Origin of the sequence: Paenibacillus nanchangensis (genome assembly GCF_046543445.1) — a bacterium.
Classification (GTDB): domain Bacteria; phylum Bacillota; class Bacilli; order Paenibacillales; family Paenibacillaceae; genus Paenibacillus_AQ; species Paenibacillus_AQ nanchangensis.
In genome coordinates, this window is the sequence record NZ_JBHOFD010000002.1 from 230,479 (window position 1) to 249,575 (window position 19,097).

At 55.5% G+C, this 19,097-nt stretch carries 13 protein-coding genes, 1 CRISPR repeat array and 1 riboswitch; of the genes, 9 read left to right on the forward strand and 4 right to left on the reverse strand.

All coding sequences use genetic code 11. The features are described from left to right. Window positions 1-10 precede the first annotated feature (10 nt). The 7 genes from cas2 (at window position 11) to ACE6ED_RS02380 (ending at window position 12,518) form a co-directional block, all read left to right on the forward strand. Complete coding sequence (gene cas2 / locus ACE6ED_RS02350; RefSeq protein WP_410825342.1) at window positions 11-301, forward strand: CRISPR-associated endonuclease Cas2; 291 nt, start codon at window positions 11-13, stop codon at window positions 299-301. Between the two features lie 181 nt (window positions 302-482). After that, a CRISPR array of direct repeats spans window positions 483-1,720; the repeat unit is 33 nt; unit sequence GTCGCACTCCGTGTGGAGTGCGTGGATTGAAAT. A gap of 263 nt (window positions 1,721-1,983) precedes the next feature. Continuing rightward, window positions 1,984-3,768 (forward strand): sensor histidine kinase, encoded by a 1,785-nt coding sequence (locus tag ACE6ED_RS02355; RefSeq protein ID WP_410825343.1) that lies wholly within the window; start codon window positions 1,984-1,986, stop codon window positions 3,766-3,768. After that, window positions 3,768-5,315: a response regulator gene (locus ACE6ED_RS02360; protein WP_410825344.1), complete on the forward strand. Its 1,548-nt coding sequence runs from the start codon at window positions 3,768-3,770 to the stop codon at window positions 5,313-5,315. The genes ACE6ED_RS02355 and ACE6ED_RS02360 overlap by 1 nt, the downstream gene beginning before the upstream one ends. Window positions 5,316-5,597: 282 nt before the next feature. Further along, window positions 5,598-6,578, forward strand: a complete 981-nt coding sequence (locus ACE6ED_RS02365) for an ABC transporter permease (protein ID WP_410825345.1) — start codon at window positions 5,598-5,600, stop codon at window positions 6,576-6,578. A 51-nt stretch (window positions 6,579-6,629) separates the two neighbouring features. Further along, window positions 6,630-7,541, forward strand: a complete 912-nt coding sequence (locus tag ACE6ED_RS02370; protein WP_410825346.1) for a carbohydrate ABC transporter permease — start codon at window positions 6,630-6,632, stop codon at window positions 7,539-7,541. A gap of 328 nt (window positions 7,542-7,869) precedes the next feature. Further along, window positions 7,870-9,636 carry an ABC transporter substrate-binding protein gene (locus tag ACE6ED_RS02375; protein ID WP_410825347.1) on the forward strand — a complete coding sequence of 589 codons (1,767 nt, stop codon included), beginning with the start codon at window positions 7,870-7,872 and terminating at the stop codon, window positions 9,634-9,636. 482 nt (window positions 9,637-10,118) lie between these two features. Next, window positions 10,119-12,518: a glycoside hydrolase family 95 protein gene (locus ACE6ED_RS02380; protein ID WP_410825348.1), complete on the forward strand. Its 2,400-nt coding sequence runs from the start codon at window positions 10,119-10,121 to the stop codon at window positions 12,516-12,518. A gap of 233 nt (window positions 12,519-12,751) precedes the next feature. Here the strand turns inward: ACE6ED_RS02380 and ACE6ED_RS02385 are convergent, their stop codons facing one another. Further along, entirely contained in the window at window positions 12,752-13,258 is a 507-nt protein-coding gene (locus ACE6ED_RS02385) for a hypothetical protein (RefSeq protein WP_410825349.1), read from the reverse strand. 401 nt (window positions 13,259-13,659) lie between these two features. Then, window positions 13,660-13,947: a hypothetical protein gene (locus ACE6ED_RS02390; protein WP_410825350.1), complete on the reverse strand. Its 288-nt coding sequence runs from the start codon at window positions 13,945-13,947 to the stop codon at window positions 13,660-13,662. A 414-nt stretch (window positions 13,948-14,361) separates the two neighbouring features. Between ACE6ED_RS02390 and ACE6ED_RS02395 the strand changes: the two genes are divergently transcribed. Next, complete coding sequence (locus tag ACE6ED_RS02395) at window positions 14,362-15,495, forward strand: transglutaminase domain-containing protein (protein WP_410825351.1); 1,134 nt, start codon at window positions 14,362-14,364, stop codon at window positions 15,493-15,495. Between the two features lie 187 nt (window positions 15,496-15,682). On the opposite strand, the gene ACE6ED_RS02400 is transcribed toward ACE6ED_RS02395, so the two are convergent. Together ACE6ED_RS02400 and ACE6ED_RS02405 are read right to left on the reverse strand one after the other, a co-directional pair. Continuing rightward, on the reverse strand, window positions 15,683-17,164 hold the full coding sequence (locus ACE6ED_RS02400; RefSeq protein ID WP_410825352.1) for an amino acid permease: 1,482 nt from the start codon (window positions 17,162-17,164) through the stop codon (window positions 15,683-15,685). A 121-nt stretch (window positions 17,165-17,285) separates the two neighbouring features. After that, a riboswitch (Lysine riboswitch) is annotated at window positions 17,286-17,509 on the reverse strand. A 108-nt stretch (window positions 17,510-17,617) separates the two neighbouring features. Further along, window positions 17,618-18,754 carry a conserved virulence factor C family protein gene (locus ACE6ED_RS02405; protein WP_410825353.1) on the reverse strand — a complete coding sequence of 379 codons (1,137 nt, stop codon included), beginning with the start codon at window positions 18,752-18,754 and terminating at the stop codon, window positions 17,618-17,620. Window positions 18,755-18,815: 61 nt separating this feature from the next. Between ACE6ED_RS02405 and ACE6ED_RS02410 the strand changes: the two genes are divergently transcribed. Further along, window positions 18,816-18,941, forward strand: a complete 126-nt coding sequence (locus ACE6ED_RS02410; protein ID WP_410825354.1) for a hypothetical protein — start codon at window positions 18,816-18,818, stop codon at window positions 18,939-18,941. The last annotated feature ends 156 nt before the right edge of the window (window positions 18,942-19,097 follow it).

Genomic DNA, 19,097 nt, shown 5'->3' on the forward strand with positions numbered 1-19,097 from the left:
GTGTCTACAGTTGTTAATACTGATTACCTATGATGTAAGCACGGCAGATGCGGAAGGAAGAAGAAGACTTTCTAAAGTAGCCAAAAAATGCGTGGATCACGGGCAGAGAGTTCAGAACTCTGTATTTGAGTGCATACTAGATACTGCACAGTATCGGAAGCTGCGATATGAACTGGAAGAACTAATTGATAAAGAGACGGATAGTTTGCGATTTTACAATCTGGGAGACAAGTATAAAAATAAAGTTGATCATGTGGGTGCCAAAAGTTCTTACGATATGAGCGGACCCCTTATTTTGTAGGTGCGAATATCTAGTGCACATGAAATCTCTGGCCGATTCGCACCTCGGATTTTGTCGGAAAACTACGATAGGAACAAGGCTAATGAAGTGAAAGTAGAGATTTCACGAAAAATGTGCGAAAACAAATGAAGAAAGTATGAAAAAGTAAATGTAAAATTGGATAAATATAGTTGATTTTGCAGTCGCACTCCGTGTGGAGTGCGTGGATTGAAATAAAGGCGGGATGAACGAAATGATCATCAGGCGTCGTCGCACTCCGTGTGGAGTGCGTGGATTGAAATTGTTCGTAGAATTTGCGCTCGAGCACGTTGTCATAGTCGCACTCCGTGTGGAGTGCGTGGATTGAAATACGCCCGAACCCTCCATCTTCGGTGGCTGTCTTGGTCGCACTCCGTGTGGAGTGCGTGGATTGAAATAAGGAAAAGAAAAAAGGAACCAAAAAACGTCGCCGTCGCACTCCGTGTGGAGTGCGTGGATTGAAATAAAAGGACATTACTGATGATGTTAATCGTAGCCTGTCGCACTCCGTGTGGAGTGCGTGGATTGAAATATACATAAATTAGGGTCGCTCACTGTTGGGCGGCGTCGCACTCCGTGTGGAGTGCGTGGATTGAAATAGCAGCGTGGCCAGGTCTCTGTGATCTTGCTCTGTCGCACTCCGTGTGGAGTGCGTGGATTGAAATCAACGTCGGTATGCATGCTCTTTGCCTTTTCGACGTCGCACTCCGTGTGGAGTGCGTGGATTGAAATAGACGATCCGTCTTTAGAAGTAGCAAAAACGCTGGTCGCACTCCGTGTGGAGTGCGTGGATTGAAATACATCCATAAACGTATCGGCAACCCGGCGTCAGAGTCGCACTCCGTGTGGAGTGCGTGGATTGAAATGGGGAAGTCACGTGGAAGGTGGCCAAATGGTGCGTCGCACTCCGTGTGGAGTGCGTGGATTGAAATAATTCAAACGCCCAGCCTTGCATTGACGGCGCTCGTCGCACTCCGTGTGGAGTGCGTGGATTGAAATATGATGTACATTTTCGCGAAGGTATGCCGGAACGTGTCGCACTCCGTGTGGAGTGCGTGGATTGAAATCGCAGTAGATACTGATTTACATCGCTGTATGCCCGCGTCGCACTCCGTGTGGAGTGCGTGGATTGAAATCATGTCAAAGGGGACGACGAGAAGAAGCCGGAGGTCGCACTCCGTGTGGAGTGCGTGGATTGAAATCAGAGAGGCGGCGGGGTCGGTGCAGTAATCTGGGGTCGCACTCTGTGTGGAGTGCGTGGATTGAAATATTCCCGGGGAGAGATTGTTAAACCCATCCACCGTCGCACTCCGTATGGAGTGCGTGGATTGAAATCTATGACCGACGGAAGCACTCGGTCAGTTGTGGGTCGCGCTACGTATGGAATGCGTGCATTGAAATGCCTCCCAGTAACTTCTCCCAACTGTTTAATGCCGCACTCCACACAACCCCTAATCATACCAGCGAGTCACCCGCACCCATTTACGCCAACCGCCCCTCACCCTACACAGTACATAAATTGAAAAATCCCCCACAACCCTACCATTGCCGATTGTCGGTTTTTTAGGTAATCTGTAATAACGTAAGCGCATTCGGCGTTTTGTGTCAGGGCGTCGTGTATGCGCTTGCTTAGGGGAGTGAGAGTATCGGGGGCGATAGACAACGTGTTGAAACCATGGATTCGGGCGTTGAACAATATTAAGATCCGCAAAAAGCTGCTGCTGGCGTATTTTCTGGTGACGCTGCTGCCGGTGCTGCTGGTGGGCGGGTATTTGACGGAGCAGATGCGGAGCATGGCGTTTGATAATGCCATCGAGCAAGCGTCCATCAACGTCGACCGGGTGAAAAAACGGACCGAAGAGGTGATTGGCGTCTCCCAGGATATTGCGTACCGGCTGGCGAACGACGCCCGGCTGAAGCGGCTGGCGGTCGATTACTATGAGCGCGTATACGATGTGGTGGAAGCGTACCGGGACTATCCTGTCATGAGCGAATACGTGCAGCTCTATAAGGAAATATCCAACATTCGCATGTACACCGACAACGACACGCTGCTGAACAACTGGGAGCTGATTAACGTCTCCGACCAGATCAAGCAGAAGGACTGGTATCAGGAGGCGCTGCGCTACAATTATATGTCCAGCTGGTCTTATATTCAGGATGAGCGGGATCACCGGTATTATTTGAGTCTTACACGCAAAATCGAGCTGGAAGGCCGCGAAAAATTCGGCGTGCTGGTGATCAACGTCAACTCCGCCATGCTGCAGGCCATCCTGAATCAGGAGACGTTCGAGACGATGCTGGTCGACGACCAGCATCATATTGTCGCGGCGAACCGGAGCGACCGGATCGGACGCACGCTGGAAGAGATTGAATTCGACACGGCGCTGTTGAACCGGGGCAGCGGAAACTTTGAGGCGGTGATGGACGGGCAGGAGTCGAGGGTGCTGATCGATGAGCTAACGCCGGCATCCAGCCGGAACGGGCTGCGGATTATTTCCGTTTTTTCGGTCGACAGCATTGTTAAGGAACCCAACCGGGTTATCCGGCTTGCGTTGACGGTCATCGCGGTCAGCCTGGTGCTGGCGTTTTTGCTGATTTACAGTTTTTCATCGCTGTTCTCGCGCAGGCTGATGCGGCTCAGCCGCCACTTCAACCGGGTCGGCACCGGCGATTTCGATGCTACACTGCAGATCGACGGCAAAGACGAAATCGGACTGCTCGCCAAGCAGTTCAACTCGATGGTGCGCAGTATCCACGAGCTGATGCTGGAGGTACAGCTGTCGAACGAACAGAACCGGCAGCTGGAGCTTAAGCAAAGCGACATCCGGTTCAAAATGCTGGCGAGCCAGATCAACCCGCATTTTTTGTTCAATTCGCTGGAGGCCATTCGCATGGAAGCCCATATGAAAGGGCAGACCGAAATCGCAAAGGTCGTTCATCTGCTCGGCAAAATGATGCGCGGCAGCCTGGAGGTAGGCCACCACAACATCCCGCTCCGCCAGGAGTTAGAGATGGTCCGCTGCTACCTGGAGATCCAGCAGTTCCGGTACGAGGACCGGCTGCGTTACCGCTTCACGGTGGACCCCGAACTGGAACAGTTCCTGATTCCGCCGCTGATTATTCAGCCGCTGGTGGAAAATGCGGTGGTGCATGGGCTGGACAACAAGGCGGAGGGCGCTTTTGTCACCGTGGACGTTCATCAAGAAGGGGATGCAGCCGTGTTTACGATTACGGATAACGGGGTCGGCATCACGACGGAACGTCTGGAACAGGTGCGGAGCAAGCTGGAATCCGGCGAAGAGCGTCCAGGTGACCGGATTGGCCTGCGGAATGTGCACGACCGCTTGAAGCTGTCATACGGGGAAGACCGCGGTCTGGTGCTGCGGAGCGAACCCGGCGGGGGAACGACAGTCCAGTTCCGGATTCCCCGGGAAGGAGGAGCCTGATGATTCGAGTGTTGATTGTGGATGACGAGCCGAAGCTGCGTGAAGGGCTTCGGTCGCTGATTGACTGGGAGAGCCAGGGCTATACGGTTGTTGCTACGGCGGCTAACGGCTTTGATGCGTTGGAAAAATTTGCGGTACACCAACCGGAGCTAGTGGTCGCGGACATCCGGATGCCGGGTATGGACGGGCTGGAGCTGATCGGCGAGCTGCGCGGCCGCGGTTCGGAGTGTCATGTGCTGATTTTGAGCGGGTACGCCGACTTTGAATACGCCAAGCAGGCAATCCAGTACCGGATCGACGGTTATCTGCTGAAGCCGGTGGATGAAGACGAGATGAATAACCATCTGGTGCAGATTCGCGATAAAATCGAGCAGGAAGGCCGCTTCAGCCAGTGGAGCGAAGAAGAGCCGGCCCGCCGGCGCGAAGCGCTGCTGCGGGACCTGCTGGCTGTGCCCGAGGATCAGCGGGAAGCAGGCCAGTCCCGGCGTGCCGCGGAAGCGCTCGGGCTGAAACAGAGCTGCGAAGTGGTGCTGATCGAGCCGTACCATGCAGGCAGCGGCCGGGAGGGCAGCGCCGAGGCGGGACTAATGGACGCCATGAGTCTTTTGGAACGGCGGTTCACGCAGCTGGACGGATTCGTGTTCGCCCAGGCCCCGTATCTGGGCGTGGTGCTGGAGCGGCCGCTGGCGAGTGAATCCGACTGCGGCCAGCTGTACCGCGAGCTGTCCGGGGCGCTGCACGAAGCCGGAATCGCGTTCAGCGCCGCGGCCGGAGGCGAAGCTCCGGCGGATGAGGCGTACCGGTCGCTGAGCGGTGCCCGGGAGCTGCTGCGCGAGCGGTTTTTCTGGCAGCGGGACAAGCTGCTCAGCCGGGCATTTCCAGCGATGGAACGGCCGGCTGCCCCCGGATCGGAGATGGAGCTGAATGAAGGGGAGGAGCGGCTGCTGCTTGCAGTCGAAGCTGGCAGCGTGGACGCCGTCCGCCCGATGATCTCCCGGATCTCCGGCCTGCTTGTAGCGGAGGGGGCGGACGAGACGCGGGTCCGGGAGGCTTTTGTCCGGATCGTGAGCAGCGTGCTACTCCGGCTGGAGCCGGCCTATCCGGAAGCAAGAAGCTACACAGCGGAGTATGCCGCGCCGATCGGGGAGCTGTACCGCAGCCGCTATTTGTCCGAGCTGGAAGAGCAGGCCGCCGGGTTCTTGGCGGGACTCGCGTCGCGGCTGTATGCCGGCCGGGGCAACGAGGTGCGGAAAATCATCGGCCTGATGCAGCTGCGCTACAACGAGAATTTGAAGCTGGAGACGCTGGCGGAGCTGCTGAATTACAACAGCGCATATCTCGGCAAGCTGTTTAAGACGACGACCGGGGAGTATTTTAACACATATCTCGACAAGGTCCGCATCGAAAAGGCCAAGGAACTGCTGGCCGAAGGGATGAAGGTGTACGAAGTGGCCGAAAAAGTAGGGTATATGAATCCCGATTACTTTAACGCCAAGTTCCGGAAATATGTTGGGGTGTCTCCGACTTCCTTCCGAAAAAACAAATAGAAAACAGTGCGCCGTTATGTGCTTGCGATCGCCCGGGCGCTGATGCATAGCCGCCTAAGCCAAATTGGCATGAAGCGGCAAGTTCAAGCCGCACCAAAACGATAACTAAAGTTTAACGAAACCCCGTTGCAGTAACCGGTAAAGGTTGCCTGTGGCGGGGCTTTTTTTGTCGAAAAAGGGGGGAGGAAATGTCTAATTTTCACCGGATTTTAGATCAAATTTATAGGGTACTGCAATCGCTTACAGCCATTTAGAATTAGGATACAGAAAGGGGGAACGGTTATGAAAGCGGCAACAGCACTAAAGAAACCGGATTCAACCGCACCACACTCCGGAAACAAGCCGGCACGCGGCAGACGTTTTTGGAAGACCTTCAAAAACCAAAAGTACTTATACCTGATGTCGATCCCCTTTGTCATCTGGGCGTTCGTATTCAGTTACCTCCCGCTTTGGGGATGGACGATGGCCTTTCAAAAATACAAACCGGCCCGCGGATTTTTTGAGCAGAAGTGGGTAGGGTTCGAGCATTTCAAAGCTTTGTTCCAGGACGATCAGTTCCTGCTCGCGCTCCGCAACACCCTGGCGATGAGCGGTATGGGCCTGGTAGCGGGGTTCATTTTCCCGATTACGTTTGCCATCCTGCTGAATGAGGTGCGTCTTGGCGTATTTAAACGCTTTGCGCAGACGATCTCGTATCTGCCTCACTTCGTGTCCTGGGTCGTGGCGGCGGGCATTGTAACAAAAATGCTTTCGACCGACAACGGATTAGTTAACGATATCCTGCTGGGCCTCGGTTTTATCGACACGCCCATCCAGTTTATGGCCCAAGGCCATTTGTTCTGGGGAATCGTTACCTTATCGGATGTGTGGAAAGAGACCGGCTGGAACGCCATCATCTATCTGGCCGCGATCGCGGGTATTGGACCCGAGCTGTATGAAGCGGCGCGCGTTGACGGTGCAAGCAGGCTGCGCCAGGTATGGCATATTACGCTGCCCGGTATCCGGCCAACCATCATCGTGCTTTTGATCATGTCGATCGGCAACCTGATGAACATCGGCTTCGAGAAGCAGTTCCTGCTCGGCAATAACCTCGTTACCGATTACTCGCAGGTGCTTGATCTGTACTCGCTGAATTACGGTCTCGGCATGGCACGTTATTCCTTTGGTACCGCGATCAATATTTTTAACTCGATCATCAGTGTAACGCTGTTGTTCACGATCAACGGTATTTTCAAGCGGACCACCAAAGAAAGCCTTCTGTAGGCCGAATCGCCGGCGAACACAGACTGATCTTAAGAGAGGAGGGCGCGATTCATGGGACTCGCCCAAATGTCCAGCCGCAAATCCTGGTCGGACCGGATTTTCGATATCGTGGTACACGTCGTGGTTATCCTTGTTGTACTGATTACGCTGTACCCGTTCCTGAACGTGCTGGCCATATCGTTTAATGATTCCATTGATACCGTACGCGGTGGCCTGACGATTTTCCCGCGTGAGTTTACCTGGGACAACTATGCCAAAATCTTTTCCTTCCCGGGACTGATCACCGGCTTCAAAATTTCGCTGCTGCGGACGATATGCGGAACCCTGCTGGGACTGCTCAGCGCTTCGATGCTGGCTTTTGTAGTCAGCCGCGAGGATTTCCAAGGCCGCAAATTCGTCTCCACTTTCTTAGCTCTGACCATGTATGTATCCGGAGGTATGATTCCTACTTACATGCTGATGAGAGACCTCGGACTAATGAACACCTTTGCCGTGTATGTTCTTCCCGGCATTGTAAGCGCCTTTAACGTGTTTGTTATCCGTTCCTTTATTGACGGCCTGCCGTATGCGCTGCAGGAATCGGCTAAGCTGGACGGAGCAAATGACTTCACAATTTGGTGGCGTGTTATTCTCCCGCTGACCAAGCCGGCTATGGCGACCATCGCCTTGTTCCTGGCCGTCGGACAGTGGAACGCCTGGTTCGATACGTATTTGTACAACGGTTCGGCCGAACACCTGACTACGCTGCAGTTCGAGCTGATGAAGGTTATCCAGAGCACCACTTCGGGCAACAGCGGCGGCGACTACCGCAGCAGTGTTATCGCTTCGGCGACCAATCAGGTGTCACCGGAATCCATCAAAATGGCGATCACCATTGTCGTTACGCTGCCCATCCTGATTGTGTATCCGTTCCTGCAAAAGTATTTCGTAAAAGGCATGACGCTTGGTGCGGTGAAAAGCTAAGGCTGCCGCCGGACGGTCCGCATGAGCCAAGCAGTCCGTCCGGCCAGTGCCTTCCGCGGCCGCACCGCACGAAACAGAGCCGGTAAAAATGCAGTTATTCGCAGTTCGCTGTCTCCAGCGAGACGGCAGTCCCCCGGCGGAGGCCGGGCCCCTTTTTTCGACGATGCTGAGCCTTATGCTGCTGATGATTTTGCAAACGCTTTTAATGTAATTTCTGAAAACAAGCGCAGATACGGCAGCAGTGCGGAGGAAGGTTTATACAGTCGGTATTAACAGGGATTCCTGTGATACGATAGATATTCATGATAACCGAGGAGGGTTTACTACGATGGGGAGCCAAAGAAACATAAAAGCAAAAGCTTCGTCCTGGCTGCTGGCATCCACGATGCTGGTAGGTCTGCTGGCAGGCTGTTCCGGCAACAATAACGGAGGCAATACCGCAAACGGCGGCAACGCCGCCAAGCCGGAAGGCACCAACGCAGCGCAAAAAGGCAGCAATGCCGCATCGGAAGACAACAGCCCAATTACGTTCAGCTTCTTCAGCGCTGACCCGAGCCCGAACTGGACGGGCATGCAGGATGAAGTAGGCAAGGCCCTTACAGAGAAAACAGGCGTAACACTCGACGCGGAATTTGCTGTAGGCGACCCGGTACAAAAGGTAGCCCTGATCGCAGCAAGCGGCGATTACCCCGATCTGATCAGCGCCAAAGCGGACGTATCCAAGCTCGTTGACGTCGGCGCTATGCTTGACCTGACTGATTTGATTGAAGAACATGCCCCGAACATCAAGAAGGTGCTGGGCGAAGACGGGCTGAAGCGTTCCCGCTACAGCGTTGACGATCCGGCGATCTATACCATCCCGACCTATGCGGGTGTGGATAACCAATATTTTGACGCAGGCGGCGGATTTGAGCTTCAGCACCGTGCGGTAAAAGAAGCCGGCTACCCGGAGATCAAGACGGTAAAGGATTTTGAGAACGTCATCAAATCGTATCTTGAAAAACACCCGACAGATGAAAACGGCAACAAAAACATCGGTCTGACGCTGAACGCAGACGACTGGTATATGTATATCACGGTAACGAACCCTGCGTTCCTGACCACCGGTTCGCCTGACGACGGCGAATACGCCGTTGACATCGACACACAGGAAGTAACGTACCACTTCCGCCGCCCGGCGGAAAAAGAATACTTCCGCTGGCTGAACCACATGAACGACATCGGCCTGCTGGATCCGGAAAGCTTCGTGCAAAAGTATGACCAATACAAAGCTAAAATCGCCACCGGCCGCGTCATCGGTCTGATCGACCAAAACTGGGCTTACGGCGACGGCGAAAAAGCGCTGAAATCCGCCGGTAAATACGACCAGGGTTACGGCCACTATCCGGTAACTTTGAGCGAAGAATATAAAGAAACGTCCTTCTGGCCGACAGGCTTCATGGGCGGCTACGGCATCGGCATCAGCGTAGACTGCGAAGATCCGGTCCGCGCCATCAAGTTCCTGGACTTCCTGGCGTCCGATGAAGGCCAAATCCTGACCAACTGGGGTATTGAAGGCAAGCACTACAACGTCGTTGATGGCAAACGCGTTATTCCTGAAGATGTTAACAAACGCAAATGGAACGATTCGACCAACTTCCAAAAAGAAACCGGTCTGAACAACGTAGGCGGTCTGTACACGCTGCTGAGCGCACGTTATGGCGACGGCGTAAAAGATTCCACCGGCAACTACTACACGACGAACTTCCCTGAGCTGATTACTTCGGGCTACAATGACGTCGAAAAAGAAACGCTGGCTGCATACAAGGCAACCACCTGGAAAGACCTGTTCCCGAAAGAAGAGGAGTTCAAGGTTAGACCGTGGGGTACAGCTTCCAACATCCAAATTCCTGGCGACAGCGAAATTGTGGTACTCGACAAAAAGCTGAGAGACATCACCTGGAAACGGATTCCGGAAGCCATCCTGGCAAAACCGGCTGACTTCGATAAAATCTGGGATAACTACATGAAAGAAATCGAAGGCGCAGGTGTGGATAAAGCCGAAGATCTTCGCGAAGAACTGATTAAAGAACGCGTGAAGCTCTGGAACGAATAATCGTTTCCGGCAGGCGGCATGGGTTAACGTACTGGCTGAAAGCATGGGTTAACGTATGACAGTATGAGTTAACGTACTGAATGACAGGATGAGTTAACGTACCAGCTGATAGCATTGGTAACATATCCGGCTGGACAGTATGGGTTAACGCATCCGGCAGACAGCAGGAGTAAAATCATAGGTTAAATGGTTGGAACAGGCGGCGGGAAGCCCGAACGATAAGTGCGGGTTTTCCGCCCGTTTGTTTATAGCGCCCTGTTATTTCGGTTGAGGCAGTGCAGGTTCGTGCGATTATTTTGTCAGGATTGAAGGAAGACGCAACGGAATATTGCAAGCTGCACGCGGCTGGATCGTGATATGATCAGAGCGAATGGCCCTTTCCGAGGCGCGCGGCTGAATGGTCTTCCGGCCGTATGCTGTCGGGCAGACGTGATCATGAACAAGCTCCGGCCAGCGTCCGGAGGCAGAAAGGGGAATAACGGATGACATCAGAGGCAAATGATCGGGAGAGCAGACCAGGGGCAGGGGAGCCACGGCGTCTGTGGTACCGGAAACCCGCGCAGGTTTGGGAGGAAGCGCTTCCGATCGGGAATGGCCGGCTCGGCGGCATGGTGTACGGCGGAGCGGTAGAGGAGCTAATCCAGCTTAACGAGGACACGCTGTGGTCGGGATTTCCCCGCGACACGGCGAACTATGAGGCGCTGCGCCACTTGGGACCGGCCAGGCAGCTTGCGGCCGAAGGACGTTACGCGGAAGCCGAGCGGAAAATTGAAGCGCATCTGCTCGGACGCCGGACTGAATCCTACCAGCCGCTGGGCGACCTGCGCCTGACGCTGGGATTGGACGGCGAGGTACTCGAGTACCGGCGGGAGCTGGATCTGGATACGGCGGTTGCTGGCGTATCCTTCGTATACGGCGGAGTCCGGATTGTGCGCGAGACGTTTGCGAGCGCACCGGATAACGTGATTGTCGTACATATGCGGGCGGAAACGCTGGACTTTGCCGCTGCAGGAGAGGCTGTTTTGCCAGAGCTTGCGATCCGCCTGTCCACACCGCATCCCAGCAAGCTGGAGGGTGCGGATAACAGCGGACTTCTGCTGACAGGGCGGGCGCCGTCGCATGTCGCCGACAATTATGTCGGCGACCATCCGCGTCCGGTGCTGTATGAGCCGGACCGGGGCCTCCGTTTTGCCGTCCGGGTGACGGCGGAGGCGGAAGGCGGCACGCTGGATGCGGCCGGCGAGGCGCTGTTGGTCCGGGGAGCATCGGCTGTGACGCTGCGCCTCTCTGCGGCGACCGACTACGCCGGTTACGGCGTCATGCCGGGCGCTGCCGGAGACGATCCGGCGGACAGCGCCGCGCGTATGCTGGCGGCGTCCGCCCGGCCGTATGCCGAGCTGCGCAGACGGCATACGGAAGACCATGCCGCACTGTTCGGCCGGGTCGAGCTGGCGGTTGATGGCGCTGCGGCGCAAGAACTTCCAACCGATGAGCGGATGGACCGCTACCGGGAAGGTACCGATGATCCCGGGCTTGAAACGCTGCTGTTTCACTACGGGCGGTATCTGATGATTGCCGGTTCCCGGCCGGGGACCCAGGCTCTGAATCTTCAAGGCATCTGGAATCCCCATCTGCAGCCGCCGTGGAACAGCAATTATACGACGAACATCAATACCGAGATGAACTATTGGCCGGCCGAAAGCTGCGGGCTGGGCGAATGCCATGAACCGCTTTTTCAGCTGATTGGCGAACTTGCGGAGTCGGGGGCCCGGACTGCCAAAATTCACTACGGTGCCAGGGGCTGGACAACCCATCATAATACCGATTTGTGGCGGATGACCTCTCCGTCTGACGGGCGCGCCATGTGGGCGTTCTGGCCGATGGGGGGCGTCTGGCTGACACGGCATTTGTGGGAACGCTACGCTTACCGGCCTGACGATGCGTTTCTGAGAGATGAGGCGTATCCGCTGCTGAAGGGAGCGGCTTTGTTCTGCATGGATTGGTTGACCGAACGCCCGGATGGACGTCTAGTTACTGGCTTATCCACTTCACCGGAGAACGTCTTTTTGACAGCGGACGGGACGCCTTGCAGCACGGCTCCAGGATCAACGATGGACATGGAGCTGATCGCGGAGCTGTTTTCGCATTGCATTGAGGCGGCGTCCATTTTGGGGACGGACGAAGGATTTCAGGAGGAGCTGAAGGACCGGCTTGCGCGGCTGGAGCATCCGGGCATTGCGCCGGACGGACGGCTGCGGGAATGGCCGGAGGATTTTGCCGAGCAGGAGCCGGGGCACCGGCATGTCTCGCATTTGTACGGCGTGTATCCGGGCAGCGCCATTACCCGCGAACGCGCGCCTGAGCGGTACGAAGCAGCGGTGCGGTCTTTGCGGGCCCGGCTGGAGCAGGGCGGAGGACATACGGGCTGGAGCGCCGCCTGGCTGCTTAACCTGTTCGCCCGGATGGAAGACAGGGAGGGGGCGCATGGCATCCTACGCCGGATCTTGTCCAAGGCGTCGCTGCCGAACCTGTTCGGCAATCACCCGCCGTTTCAGATCGATGGGAACTTTGGGGCGGCAGCGGGCATCGCGGAAATGCTGCTGCAGAGCCACGAAGGCGGACTGCGGCTGCTGCCTGCCCTGCCTGCGGCTTGGAGCGAGGGAAGGGTGAAAGGGCTGCGGGCGCGCGGAGGCTTTATTGTGGATATGGAGTGGAGCCACGGCAAACTGACGGAGGCGGTCATTACCTCGACGCATGGACGGCCGCTGCGCCTGCTGAATGCAGGCGGCTGGACGCTTGCCGGTCCGGACGGGTCCGCTGTTTCGGCGGCGGACGGGATGGAGACGGCTGCGGGGGCGGTGTATCGGTTGGCCGCGGTGTAGCAACCGCCCCCGGATGGGGTGTGTAATTGATGGCTGTTATGTGCTGTCAACATCGTAGGGTATACACTTGACTGCTGCGTAGAGGCTTCCTGTGGAGTGAACAGTTTTTGTGTGATATGAAAGAGGGTGTCCCAAGGTCGTAAAAATGACCGGGACACCCTCAGTTCCTTGGTTTCTTCTGAAATAGGCTTCTTTTATTACGAGGTTGTCCACAAATTCACTTCCAGGACTTTTTAAAAATTCAAATCCGTACTAGTACGCACACCAAGTAGTCCATTCATAGGTCCACTTCCCGATGTTAAACTAACGTAAAAGTCACCTGTTGACCATGCGCCATTTTTATTCAAAATCTCATTGAATACTTCTCCGGGCTGCACTGAACCGGAGTGTTTTAAAGTGCCAGAAGCACTTCCTTGGTTAATGGATACATATATCGTTGTTGTTCCTGTGTTCTTCAAATAAAATCTTACATAACCATAGTGTGGCTTAATATTAAATACAATTTCCTCATCAGTTCCGGATACTGGGCGATTCACAATTTGTGCATCAGTCGAAAGTGGAGTCTTCATTCCATCTCCAACCCCATTTTGGTTTCCCATACGAATAGTTGTCGAAATGGAGGGGGAAGGATCTGAAATGGTGGCTGCGGTATTATCATAAGCAAATGCTGAGGATGACCAAAAAATAATATTTGGTGCAAACAATGTAGCTATCAGCATACACTCAATAGCAAATTTCATGTTGGAGTTTCCTCCCATTGTTAAATTGTTGCACTATATGGTAGTTGTGCATAGGGAAGTATAACATTTCTTAATAACATTGAATACCTTTTTATTCCAAATAGAGATATATTTTAGCAGCCGAAAATTCGCATATAACGCCCTTCGCAGGCCGTGAGTAACTTTTTGATCAGACGAACTGTTAATGGAAAAGAAAAAAAAGGCGGTCCCGTCATTAATGACTTTGGGACCGCCTCTTTTGCATGCGCTCAATACGTTTTTTGATAGAACAGCTATATAACATCTAACTGCGGCGAATGGGTTGTCCCGGCGGGCGGCGTCATGCACACCCGCCAGGAGAGGAACAGGGAGGGCACTGCACAGAGGCGAGAGTGCGATTAGAAGTGCGATTAGAAATCAGATTAGAAGTCCGAAGTTGCCACTTGAATCGTACCGAAGACAGCGCCGGCCGGGCTAGCCTGCAGTGCGGCATACAGCAGAGCTGTGACGCTCAATGTCAGGCTGTTGAGCGCCGGGATCGTATACGTGATCACCGGAGCATTCACACGCGCGATGACAAGATCGACTGGAAATGCCGAGTTGTTTTGCACCGTAACCGCTGCGTTAATACCGCCCGACAGATTTTCGTAAAACGATTTGCCGACGCCCGGCTGAAGATTAAAGAATTGCTCGGGGAGAAGAATCGCCATAATTACACCCCCTTTGCCGTTTGATAGTACAGGGTATGCTGCAAATCTATGATCCGGCACGCCAAGTGTCATAGGGACGTACACGCAATTTTTACGGCGGTGTATAGGGAGAACTGCAAGCGGGATCATGGCTGATAGACTAAAGTTTAAAGTAGAATTACTAGATTTCTAGGGAACTGCGGAGCGGCAAATAAATACCTGAGACAAGGACTGCAAGGCGGCGGAGTATGAACACATTAACAAGGTTAACGCCGCCTTAACAAATGCGGGAATATTGCGGCAAGGCAGCGATTATAGCTTATAAGACGGGGGTTTACAGCCGATAATTCAGGTAAGAGCAGGCGGCCTGAAAAGGACGCTCCGCTTTTACTTTTACATTCAAGGATGACAGGAACGGCAGATGGAGGACAGCGGATGGGAAGCAAACGGAGGTCATTCTTAAAGGTTATACTCGGAGGGATGCTTGTATTCGCCGCAGTGCCGCCCGCAATATATTGGACGATTGATCATGCTTATGCCGCCTCGGGCGCAGCGGTCAGTTCCGTGGCCGACATACGGGGAAAGCTGGCTCCGGCTATGATGAAACGCAGCACCAAGGTGGTGTTCACCTTTTCCGGCCGGGTTAGCACGCTCAAAAGCAAAATGCGGGACGCGCTGAAGCAGGCGATTGAAAGCGATCCTTACCTGAACTATACCGTCGAAAATTACACTTACACATACCGGGGAACGGCCAACTCCGCCACGGTTACGGTGATGATCAAATACCGGGAAACCGCGCAGCAGACCGAGTGGGTTACCCGGAAGAGCAAGGAGATTTTGGGGAAGATTATCCGGCCCGGCATGACCTCCCATGAAAAAGTAAAGGTGATCCACGACTGGGTTGTGCTCAATTTGAAATACGACCGGACCTTAAGCAGATATACCGCTTATGAGGGGTTGACCACGGGTAGCGCGGTTTGCCAAGGATACTCTTTGCTGACCTACAGGCTGCTGGAAGGCGCGGGAATTAAAAACCTGATCGTGGAAGGAACGGCCCGGTCCGGCGGTGTCTCGCAGTCCCATGCCTGGAATTTGATCCAGCTGGACGGCCGCTGGTATCATCTTGACACCACTTGGGATGACCCGACTCCCGACCGGGCAGGAGAAGTCTCCATTGATTACTACATGCGGACCGATGCGCAGATGCGGCGTGATCACAGCTGGGTCAAATCGTACCCCGGCGCGACGGTATCCTACCAAAAGACGCTTGCTGCGCTGGCCGCCTCAGGCGGCGCAAAAGCGGAAGCCTACAGTTCCCTGTATAAGGCGCTTCGTTACAACCTGCTGGATGAAACGAATATTGTCTCCGATGGCCCGGGCATCCGTTTGGCTGTTGAGCAGGCCATGGGTGCGGGGAAATCGTCGGCCACGATCCGGTACCGCGGCGGAAAAGCAAAGCTGAACCGCGACCTGGACGTGTTGTCCGAACTCGGCATTTCATCGCTGGATTATACGATGGCTCCGTTTGAGAATACAACGGATTTGACGGTTGTACTGAACTGGGGCTAAAGCGGTCCAAAGGGGAGGCGCACGGAAACCGCCGAAACCGCCGAAACCGCCGAAACCGCCGAAGTCGCGGGGTCCCTAACCATACCGAAAAAAACCTCCCGTTTGTCCGGAAGCCTGAGCTTCTGTCGTCAAACGGGAGGTTTTTGTTACAGCTAACTCCTTTCCTTATAGAAGGAAAAGGTAATGGCTACTCCTCATGCGGCGTCAGGTCGCACTCTTTCAGCGGAATCACCCGGCTCTTGCGGAACAGTCCGTAACCGAACCAGATCAGCAGGAACAGCGGCAGGCTGACGTAGGAAACAAGAACGCCGTACCAGTCGACGGAATCGCCGGTAAAGGCACCGAAATTTTGCCCCAGAACAGCGATCAGACAGAGGGCAAACGCAAAAAGCGGTCCAAACGGGAACCATCTGGCACGGTAAGGCAGCTCATCCAGCGAACGGCCTTGAGCTTTAAACGCCCGGCGGAACCGGAAGTGGCAGATGGCGATGCCAAGCCAGTTGATGAAGCCGCACATGCCCGAGGCGTTCAGCAGCCAGTTGTATACCGCGCCGTCGCCGAAAAAGGAAGCCAGGAACGCCAGCATGCCGACGGCGGTGGTGACAAGCAGCGCACCGACCGGAACGCCGCGGCGGTTCAGCTTGCCGAGCGCGCGCGGCGCCATGCCTTCTTTTGCCATCGCAAACAGCACGCGGGTTGAGGCATACATGCCCGAGTTGCCGGCGGACAGCACCGACGTCAGAATAACGGCGTTCATAACGGATGCGGCGATAGCCAGCCCCGCTTTGTTGAAGATGATCGTGAACGGGCTGACGCCGATTTCATCGACGCCGCTGCGCAGCAGATCCGGATTCGTGTAAGGAATCAGCATGCCGATAACGAAAATCGCCAGGATGTAAAAAATCAGAATGCGCCAGAACACCTGTCGGATTGCCCGCGGCACATTGCGGCGCGGGTCCTGGCTTTCGCCTGCGGCAACGCCGATCAGCTCGGTGCCCTGGAACGAAAAGCCTGCGGCCATAAAGACGCCGAGGAAGGCGAAGAACCCGCCATGGAACGAAGAACCGCCAAGCGTAAAGTTCTCAAAACCCGTATTGTGCCCGCCCAGGATGCCGAAGATCATTAGCACGCCGACGACAAGAAAGATAATAACGGTGACGATTTTGATAATGGCGAACCAGTATTCCGACTCGCCGTAGCCGCGTGAAGACAAAACGTTAAGTCCAAACATCAGCAGCAGGAACAGCAAACTCCAAAGCATAGAGGAGCTTTCCGGGAACCAGTACTTGATAATGACGGTGGCCGCTGACAGCTCGGCCGCAATGGTAACCGCCCAGTTGTACCAGAAATTCCAGCCGATGGCGAAGCCGAAGGCGGGGCTGACGAACCGCGTGCCGTAGGTGCTGAAAGAACCGGACACCGGCATGTAGGTGGCAAGTTCCCCCAGACTGGTCATCAAAAAATAAACCATGATGCCTACCGCCGCATACGCAAGCAGCGCTCCGCCCGGACCCGCGCCCGCAATGGCGCCTCCGCTGGCAAGGAAAAGGCCGGTGCCGATGGAACCGCCGAGGGCGATCATCGTCATGTGGCGAGCTTTGAACGTTTTTTTGAGGGCTCCGGAGTCCGGAGCGCCTGGTGCTGCTGGATTATGGCTGTTGCCTGACATTGCTCATGACACTCCTTCAAAAAAAGTTTTGGTTCACAAAACGGGGAGCGCGGAATGCAAAAAAGCCGCGGGATGATCCCGCAGCTTCGCTAAAGCGTGCACAGACCGCCTCATTCTCCCAGAAAAAGATAGCGCAACACATGCTGTAATGACCCTTGCGAGCAGTAAGCCCGGGCAGCATGTGACAGTTCCGTTCCTTATCGGACACGGCCCCAGCGTACGCCGCCCGGTTGGGGCTTCGCGGCGTACACTTCGGCGAACAGGCCTTTCGGCAGGGGATCATCGACGGCTCTCCCAACGTCTACTCCCTGCTTACTCTTCCGGTTCGCGACCTCTACCTCACCTTAGTGGAATGATGAGGCTATCTTGTCTTTTTTCGTTTCTAAACACAACAGAGTTCAGTATAGCGTATGGACACCGGGAAAGGCAATGACAAATAACGGCATGCCTGTGTCAGTTTCTCCGGCGTTCAGACATTTGCTGCCAGACCGTTCCGGCCGCTTCTTCGCCCGATTCGATCCGCTCCAGCGCCATCCGCGCCTGCAGGCCCACTTCGAACTCGGGGTCGTCCACGGCCTTAAGCAGCGCGTCCCGCGCTTCGGCCGTGCCGACCTCGTACAGGAAGCGGGCCGCACGCCAGCGGACGAGCTTGCTGCGGTCGTCCAGCGCCGCCATCATGACGCTTGTTGCTGCAGGGTCGCCGATGTCGGAGAGGGTGTCTCCCGCCGTCCGCCGGACGGCAGGGGCGCTGTCCGACATCGCCTCCATCAGCAGCTCCATCGCTTCCGGCGTCCGGATGTCGCCGAGGTAGACGACGGCCAGCCTGCGGATCTGCAGCTTCGGATCGCGGAGCGCTTCCTTTAAATAAGGAAGCAGCTCGGGCTCCGGCTGCAGGCTCTCCAGCGCGGCGTACCGGATACGCCAGTCGTCGTGGCTCAGCTCGCCCAGCAGCTCCTCGCGGCTGCGGCCGGCGCGCTGCTCGACGAATTCGCCTTCCGCGCCGTGCGCGATCGCCTGCTGCACGAGGGAGGCGAGCCGCTCCGGCGGATAAGCCGCCTCCAGCTCCTGCTCGACCTCGCGCGCGATTTCCGGGGGCTCGCCGTAACGGACGCCATAGTCGGTGAGCTTGCGCTCTTTGATCAAGACGGCGCTGGCGACCTCCGTCACCGCCCGGGTAAAGCGGTCGGACAGCGCGATGCGCTCCTCGCCGCCGCCCGGTGTTTTGACGCGGATCTGCATCGGGATGCCGCGGAACATCTGGACGAACACCTGGGCTTCGCCGTAGTTCGTCCCGGCGTTTTCGTCCGGCAGCGTCCAGTCCGCGCCGGTGCCTTCCCCGCCGAAGCGCGTTTTGACCTCGGCGAGAATATTCGCCCAGTCTGCGCCGCCCCGGCGTTCCAATGCGGCGAAATCAGCGGCGTGGAACACCGCGGTAACGCCGGGAATCGAGAGCATATCCCGCGCCCAGGAAGGGGCGGAGCGCAAATTGTCGGCAGTATAAGTCCGGCGGATACCCGGCTCCAGCGTTTCGTCCAGGTGCAGCTTCATGGTGTTGGGGCTGGGCGTCGGTTCAATAAAGGTAATTTTCATAACGGTATCGTCTCCCCGTATATTGTGATCAAAGTCCTTGCCTTTAATGGCATTTTACCTCATGAATACTGAAAAACACAAAGCGGAGCAGGTGGAGGATAGAAGTCTGGAGCAAGCCGCAGCTGCTCAAGCAAGTGTGATTCGTCAGCAAGCCGCAGCTGCTCAAGCAAGTATGATTCGTCAGTAAGCCGCAGTTGCTGAAGCAAGCGTGATTCGTCAGCAAGCCGCATCGAATCTGCCGCTAGTGAAGCGACTGGGATTACGTATGCGGGCGTCCGTAGACGGCTACGGCCATGCAATACTGAGGCGTGCATCCGCGGACGGATGTAGACATGCTGCACTG